This is a genomic window from Actinomadura sp. NPDC049753, from assembly GCF_040674655.1.
GTDB classification, from domain to species: domain Bacteria; phylum Actinomycetota; class Actinomycetes; order Streptosporangiales; family Streptosporangiaceae; genus Spirillospora; species Spirillospora verrucosospora.
The window spans coordinates 1-6,458 of sequence record NZ_JBFARL010000307.1 but is presented as its reverse complement, the minus strand read 5'-3'; the positions used below and the strand labels follow the sequence as shown (position 1 = coordinate 6,458).

The window sequence follows — 6,458 nt, the reverse complement described above, 5'->3', positions numbered from 1 at the left end:
CCGGCGGGGCGCCCGCGAGGATCAGCCGCTGCATCGCTTCGAGCCGCGCCACGTCCGCGGGCGTGTAGCGGCGGTGGCCGCCGGGGCTGCGCCCGCTCGGACCGATGCCGTACCTGCGGTCCCACGTGCGCAGGGTGGCGGCCGCCAAGCCCAGGCGCCGCGCCACCGCGCCGACGCCCAGTCCCGGTTCCCGGTCCGTCTCCCCACGCATGCGTTCGGTCTCCCGTGCTCCTCCGACGGCACAGCGTACGACGTCACCGGTTCGCCGATGTCACCGGTCGTACGGTCTCCCCGGTCGTGCGGTCTCAACGCTCGTGCGGTCTGACTGGTCTTCGCCGGAGCCGGTTCCTCCGGTTGCATCGCGGCGGCGCCGACCTCCGCGCTGACCTGCGCGAGAGCCCGCAACGATCGCGTCGCCGCCGCCGCGCTGCTCCCTTACGCGGCATGGGTTCGCCACCGCGCCGAACGGCGACCTCGCCTACCGCAACCGTTCGCGCCCGCGGCTCCGAAGACTCAGGTGATGGACACCTCGCTGATGCTGTTCACCCGCGACCTCCGGGTGCGCGACAATCCCGCGCTGGCCGCGGCCTGCGAGGCCGGACGGGTCGTCCCGGTCTTCGTCTTCGACGACGCGATCCTGGACGGTCCGTTCGCCGCGCCCAACCGCGTCCGGTTCCTCCTCGAAAGCCTTGCCGACCTGCGGCAGTCGCTCAGCGAGCGGGGCGGAGACCTGGTGGTGCGGCGCGGCGACCCGGCCGAGGAGGCCGTCCGGCTGGCCCGGGAGACCGGCGCCCGCTCGCTGATGCTCGCCGACGAGCGGACGGCGTACGGGGCCCGGCGCCTCGCCCGACTCCGCGAGGCCGTGCGCGCGGACGGCCTCGACCTGGACATATCGGCATACCCCGGCATCACGGTGGTCACGCCCGGCGACCTCACCCCGAACAGCGGCGACCACTACAAGGTGTTCACCCCGTACTGGCGGGCCTGGGAGGCGGCCCGGTGGCGCCCGGCCGCGGACGCGCCCGCGGAGGTCCGGCTGCCGTCCGGTGTGAAGCCGGGCGCGCTGCCCCGGCTCGACGACCTGACCTCCGGCTCCCCGTCCCCCGACCTCGCGCCCGGCGGGGAGAGCGCGGGACGCGAACGCATGAGGGCGTGGCTGCGCGACGACGCCGCCGCGTACGACGACGTCCGCGACGATCTCGCCGCCGACCGCACGTCCCGGCTCAGCCCCTACGTGAAGTTCGGCTGCGTCTCGCCGCGGGAACTGGCGGAGGCCGCGCCGGACGCCTACCGGCGCCAGCTGGCGTGGCGGGACTTCCACCACCAGGTCGCCGCGGCCTTCCCCGACCTCCCGCGGCGGGACTACCGGTCGCGGGACCGGCGGTGGAAGGACGACGAGGACGCCTTCGCCGCCTGGTGCGACGGCACGACCGGCGTCCCGATCGTGGACGCGGGGATGCGCCAGCTCCACCGCGAAGGGTTCATGCACAACCGCGCCCGGCTCATCACCGCCTCGTTCCTGACCCGCGACCTCGGCGTCGACTGGCGCAAGGGCCTCGGCCACTTCAACGAGTGGCTCGTCGACGGCGACGTCGCCGACAACGCGGGGAACTGGCAGTGGGTCGCCGGGACGGGGAACAGCACCCGGCCCGACCAGGTGATGAACCCGCTCCGGCAGGCGTCGCGCTTCGACCCGCGCGGCGACTACGTCCGCAGGTACGTCCCCGAACTGGCCGGCGTCGAGGGATCGCGCGTCCACCGCCCCTGGACGCTGGACGAGGAGCGCAGGCGGGACCTCGGCTACCCGCCGCCGATCATCGACCCCGACGACCGGTAGGCGAGCCCCGTGCCCGCGCCCCTCGTCCCCCGGGTCACCTCAGCGGATCGTGCCCCCGGTCGACGACCGGGCCGAACTCGGCGGCCGTCTCCTCGTCGCTCATCCGGACCTCTTCCCCTTGCCCCCGCCGCCCTTCCCCCCGCCGTCCTTGCCCCCGCCGCCCTTCCGCTGGTGCAGCGCCGAGCCCTTGTGGACGGCCTTCTTGCCGCTCTTCTCACTGCGGACGACGTACTGCGGCTCCTCCGGCGAGGCGGCCACCGTGCGCCCCGCCTCCTCCCGCCTGTCAGTGATCTTCTTCTCCACGCGTCCCTCGGTCGTGGACCCATGGCTGCGCCAGCCGACCTCGTCCCCCGGCTCCGGCTCTTTCCCCCGCTTGCTCACTTCGTCCCCCCGTTCGGTCGTACGGGTGGCGTTACCCGTCCCAGCGAGAACCGACCATGGAGGACCACATGAAAGCCGGCAATGGGCGAACCTGCCTCGTCACGGGGGCCAGCGGCTACATCGGAGGCCGCCTCGTGCCGGAACTCCTGGACGCCGGCTACGGGGTGCGGTGCATGGCGCGCTCGGCCCGGCGGCTGCGCGACCACCCGTGGGCCGACCGGGTGGAGATCGTGGAGGCCGACGCGACCGATCCCGAGTCGTCCCGGCGGGCCCTGGAGGGCGTGGACGTCGCCTACTACCTGATCCACGCGATCGGCGGCGACGGCGGCTTCGCCGAGACCGACCGGCGCGCGGCCCGCACGTTCTCCGGCGCGGCGCGGGAGGCGGGGACCGGGCGGCTGGTCTACCTCGGCGGGATGGAGCCGGAGGAGGAGCTGTCGGCGCATCTGCGGTCCCGCGCCGAGGTCGGCCGCATCCTGCTGGAGAGCGGGGTGCCGACCGCGTGGCTGCGCGCCGCGGTGATCATCGGTTCGGGGTCGGCGTCGTTCGAGATGCTGCGCTACCTGACCGAGCGGCTGCCGGTGATGGTCACGCCGCGCTGGGTGCGCACCCGCATCCAGCCGATCGCGATCCGGGACGTCCTGTACTACCTGGTGGCGGCCGCCGACCTGCCCGCGGACGTGAACCGGGGGTTCGACATCGGCGGGCCGGACGTGCTGACCTACGTCGAGATGATCCGCGGCTACGCGCGCGTGGCGGGGCTCAAGCAGCGGATCATCCTGCCGGTCCCGGTGCTGAGCCCGCGGCTGTCGAGCCTGTGGGTGGGGGGCATCACGCCCGTCCCCGGCGCGCTGGCGCGGCCGCTGGTGGAGTCGCTGCGCAACGAGGTGGTGTGCAGGGAGAACGACCTCGCCGAGTACGTCCCGCCGCCGCCCCGCGGGCCGGTCGGGTTCGAGCGCTCGGTCGAGCTGGCGCTGCGCCGCGTCAGGGAGGCGGACGTCGCGACCCGCTGGTCGTCGGCGAGCACCCCCGGCGCGCCCAGCGACCCGCTGCCGACCGACCCGGACTGGGCGGGCGGGAGCCTCTACACCGACGAGCAGGTCCGCCGGACGGACGCGCCGCCCGAGCGGCTGTGGGAGGTGGTCGAGGGGATCGGCGGGGAACGCGGCTGGTACTCCTTCCCCGTCGCCTGGCAGGCCCGGGGCGTCCTCGACCGGCTGGTCGGCGGGGTCGGCCTGCGGCGCGGCCGCCGCGACCCGCGCCGGCTGCGGATCGGGGAGGCGGTGGACTTCTGGCGCGTGGAGGAGATCGAGCCGGGGCGGCTGCTGCGGCTGCGGGCCGAGATGCGGCTGCCGGGGCTGGCCTGGCTGGAGTTCGTCGTGCGCCGCGAAGGCTCCCGGACGTCCCTCACGCAGCGGGCCCTGTTCCATCCCCGGGGCCTCGCCGGGCACGCGTACTGGTGGGCGTTCCGCCCGTTCCACGACCGGATCTTCGGGGGGATGTGCTCGGGCATCGTCCGCGCGGCCGAGCGGGGCGGGGCGCCGAGGGCGCGCGCGGCGGTGCGGGCCCACTGAGGGCGGGCCGCCCGCAAAGTGATGCAACCGACCGGTCCCCGCGTCCCGAAGAACTGTGCAGACCTGAAGAAGAACTCACCCGGGACGACAATGGAGAAAAAAGTGCGAACCCGACACCGTGCGGCGCGCCCGCACGGCGGCCGTCACAGGGCGGGCTGATGGGCGGGCGGGGCCCCGTCGTCGTGGTCGGGGCGGGCCTCGGCGGCCTGTCCGCCGCGATCCATCTGGCCGCGCGGGGCCGCGACGTCGTGCTGGTCGAGGCCCGTGACGTGCCGGGCGGCTGCTGCGGCACCGTGAACGCCGGGCCGGCCGGCGAGTACCGGTTCGACACCGGCCCCTCGGTGCTCACGATGCCGGAGGTGCTCGCCGAGACGTTCGGCGCGGCGGGCGCGGACCTGGAGAGCGTGCTGCCGCTGCGGCGCCTGGACCCGTTCTACCGGCTGGCCTTCCACGACGGGTCCCGGCTGGACGTGGTGGGCGGCGCCGAGCGGATGGCCGCGGGCGTCCGGGAGCTGTGCGGTCCGGACGAGGCGGCGCGGTACCTGCGGTTCCGGCGGCGGCTCGGGGACATGTTCGAGGCGGAGTGGTCGTCGTTCATCGACGCGGACATGACCCGGCTGCGCGGCATGGCGCGCCCCTACGCGCTGCTCAGGCTGGCGGCGGCGGGCGGGTTCCGGCGCCTGGACCGTTTCGTGGCCGGTCATCTGACGGACGAGCGGCTCGTCAGGGCCCACACCTTCCAGGCGCTCTACGTGGGGCTGCCGCCGCACAGGGCGCTGGCGATCTACGCGGTCGTCGCGCACATGGACACCGTCGGCGGCGTCTACTTCCCGGCCCGGGGCGGCATGCACGCCGTGCCGCAGGCGCTGGCGGCCGTCGCGGAGAAGGCCGGCGCCTCGATCCGGTACGGCGTCCGCGCCGAACGCGTCGAGACCGGCGCGGACGGGGTGACGGCGGTCCGGCTGGACACCGGTGAGCGCATCCCCGCGAGCGGCGCCGTCGTCGCCTGCGACCTGCCGCGGGCGCACGCCGGCCTGCTCCCCGAGGGGGCCGGCGACTGGCGGCTGCGCAGGCCGCGGTACTCGCCGTCCTGCCTGGTCATGCACTTCGGGCTGGATCGGCGGCTGCCCCGGCAGTCCCACCACACCCTGCACTTCGGCCGCGAATGGGGCACCGTCTTCTCCGCCCTGGCGGCCGGACGCCCCCAGCCCGACCCGAGCCTCCTCGTGACGTATCCCGGATCCGACGACACCGCCGCGCCCGCCGGGCATTCGACGTTGAGCGTCCTGGAGCCCGCGCCCAACCTGGCGGGCGGGGCCGACTGGGACCGCCTCGCCCCCTACCTGGAGGACCGCCTGCTGGGTCGCCTCGCCGACCTCGGGTACGGCGACCTGTCGGCGGCGCCGAGGGAGACGTTCGACCCGCCGGCGTGGGAGCGTCTCGGCCACTCGGCGGGCACGCCCTTCGCCCTCGACCACCGCTTCCGGCAGACGGCGTGGTTCCGCCCGTCGGGCCGGAGCCGCCGCGTCCCGGGGCTGCACTTCGCCGGGATGTACACCGCGCCGGGCGTGGGGGTCCCGCCGGCGCTGATCTCCGGGAGGCTGGCCGCCGCCCGGATCCTGGAGGGCGCCCGATGACGCTGACCGCGAGCTACGAGCACTGCCGCCGCCTGAACTCCCGGCACGGGCGCTCCTTCTACCTCGCGACGCTGCTGCTGCCAGCGTGGAAACGCCGGCACGTGCACGCCCTCTACGGGTTCGCCCGCCATGTGGACGACATCGTCGACGAGGACAAGGCCGCCGGCGCGGAGGGACGCGCCGCGGCGCTGGACGGGGTCAGGGGGCGGCTCGACGCGGCGCTGGCCGGTGAGCACGTCCGCGACCCGGTGCTGCCCGCGTTCGTGCACACCGTGCGGTCGTTCGACGTCGAACGCGAGGACATCGACGCGTTCCTGGAGTCGATGCGCGCCGACCTGACCGTCACCCGGTACGCGACCTACGACGACCTGCTGGACTACATGGAGGGGTCGGCCGCGGCCATCGGCCTGATGATGCTGCCCGTCCTGGAGACCCTGCCCGGCGCCGCACGGACCGCACGCGAGCCCGCCCGGGAGCTCGGCCGGGCGTTCCAGCTGACCAACTTCCTGCGGGACGTGGCCGAGGACCTCGGCCGCGGCCGCGTCTACCTCCCGACGAACGACCTGAAGAGGTTCGGCGTGACCGAGGAGGATCTCGCCTCCGGGGAGTGCACGCCCGGCGTCCGCGAGCTGGTGGCCTTCGAGGCCGAACGCGCGCGGGAGCACTACAGCCGCGCTCTGGAGGGGGTGAAGCTGCTGGTGCCGTCCTCGCGGCCCTGCATCCGCGCGGCGCACGAGCTGTACGGCGGGATCCTGGACGAGATCGCCGCTTCCGGCCACGACGTGCTGGCCTCGCGGGCCCGGGTGCCCCGCCGCCGCCGCGCCGTGATCTACGCGCGGCACCTGCTGGCGGCGTCGGCCGCGGGCCGGGCCGAGCGGCGCGTCCCCGCCGGGATGGTCTGACATGGCAGGCGGCACTGCGTGGACGGGCGGCACGCCCGGGCCGCCTCCCCGGTCGGGCCTCGCCCGTCGGGCGATGCGACGGCCGCGAAGCAGGCCGGCCCGCACACGCCCTCGCCGCCTCAACTCC

Annotated in this window: 6 protein-coding genes; 4 read left to right on the top strand and 2 right to left on the bottom strand. The window is 75.1% G+C overall.

Annotated elements, in window-relative coordinates; genetic code table 11:
- Window positions 1-211 (bottom strand): MerR family transcriptional regulator (locus AB0K37_RS39335; protein WP_363990525.1); only part of this gene is annotated, 211 nt, incomplete at its 3' end.
- Between the two features lie 309 nt (window positions 212-520).
- On the opposite strand from AB0K37_RS39335, the gene AB0K37_RS39330 reads away from it, so the two are divergent.
- Window positions 521-1,837 (top strand): deoxyribodipyrimidine photo-lyase, encoded by a 1,317-nt coding sequence (locus AB0K37_RS39330; RefSeq protein ID WP_363990523.1) that lies wholly within the window; start codon window positions 521-523, stop codon window positions 1,835-1,837.
- 99 nt (window positions 1,838-1,936) lie between these two features.
- Here the strand turns inward: AB0K37_RS39330 and AB0K37_RS39325 are convergent, their stop codons facing one another.
- On the bottom strand, window positions 1,937-2,218 hold the full coding sequence (locus AB0K37_RS39325) for a DUF2945 domain-containing protein (RefSeq protein ID WP_363990521.1): 282 nt from the start codon (window positions 2,216-2,218) through the stop codon (window positions 1,937-1,939).
- Between the two features lie 68 nt (window positions 2,219-2,286).
- Here AB0K37_RS39325 and AB0K37_RS39320 point away from each other — a divergent pair, with 68 nt between their 5' ends.
- The 3 genes from AB0K37_RS39320 to AB0K37_RS39310 all read left to right on the top strand — a co-directional run bounded on the left by AB0K37_RS39320 (window position 2,287) and on the right by AB0K37_RS39310 (window position 6,331).
- On the top strand, window positions 2,287-3,792 hold the full coding sequence (locus AB0K37_RS39320) for an SDR family oxidoreductase (protein WP_363990519.1): 1,506 nt from the start codon (window positions 2,287-2,289) through the stop codon (window positions 3,790-3,792).
- A gap of 158 nt (window positions 3,793-3,950) precedes the next feature.
- Entirely contained in the window at window positions 3,951-5,429 is a 1,479-nt protein-coding gene (gene crtI, locus AB0K37_RS39315) for a phytoene desaturase family protein (RefSeq protein ID WP_363990517.1), read from the top strand.
- Window positions 5,426-6,331, top strand: a complete 906-nt coding sequence (locus tag AB0K37_RS39310; protein WP_363990514.1) for a phytoene/squalene synthase family protein — start codon at window positions 5,426-5,428, stop codon at window positions 6,329-6,331. The genes crtI and AB0K37_RS39310 overlap by 4 nt, the downstream gene beginning before the upstream one ends.
- Window positions 6,332-6,458 lie beyond the last annotated feature (127 nt).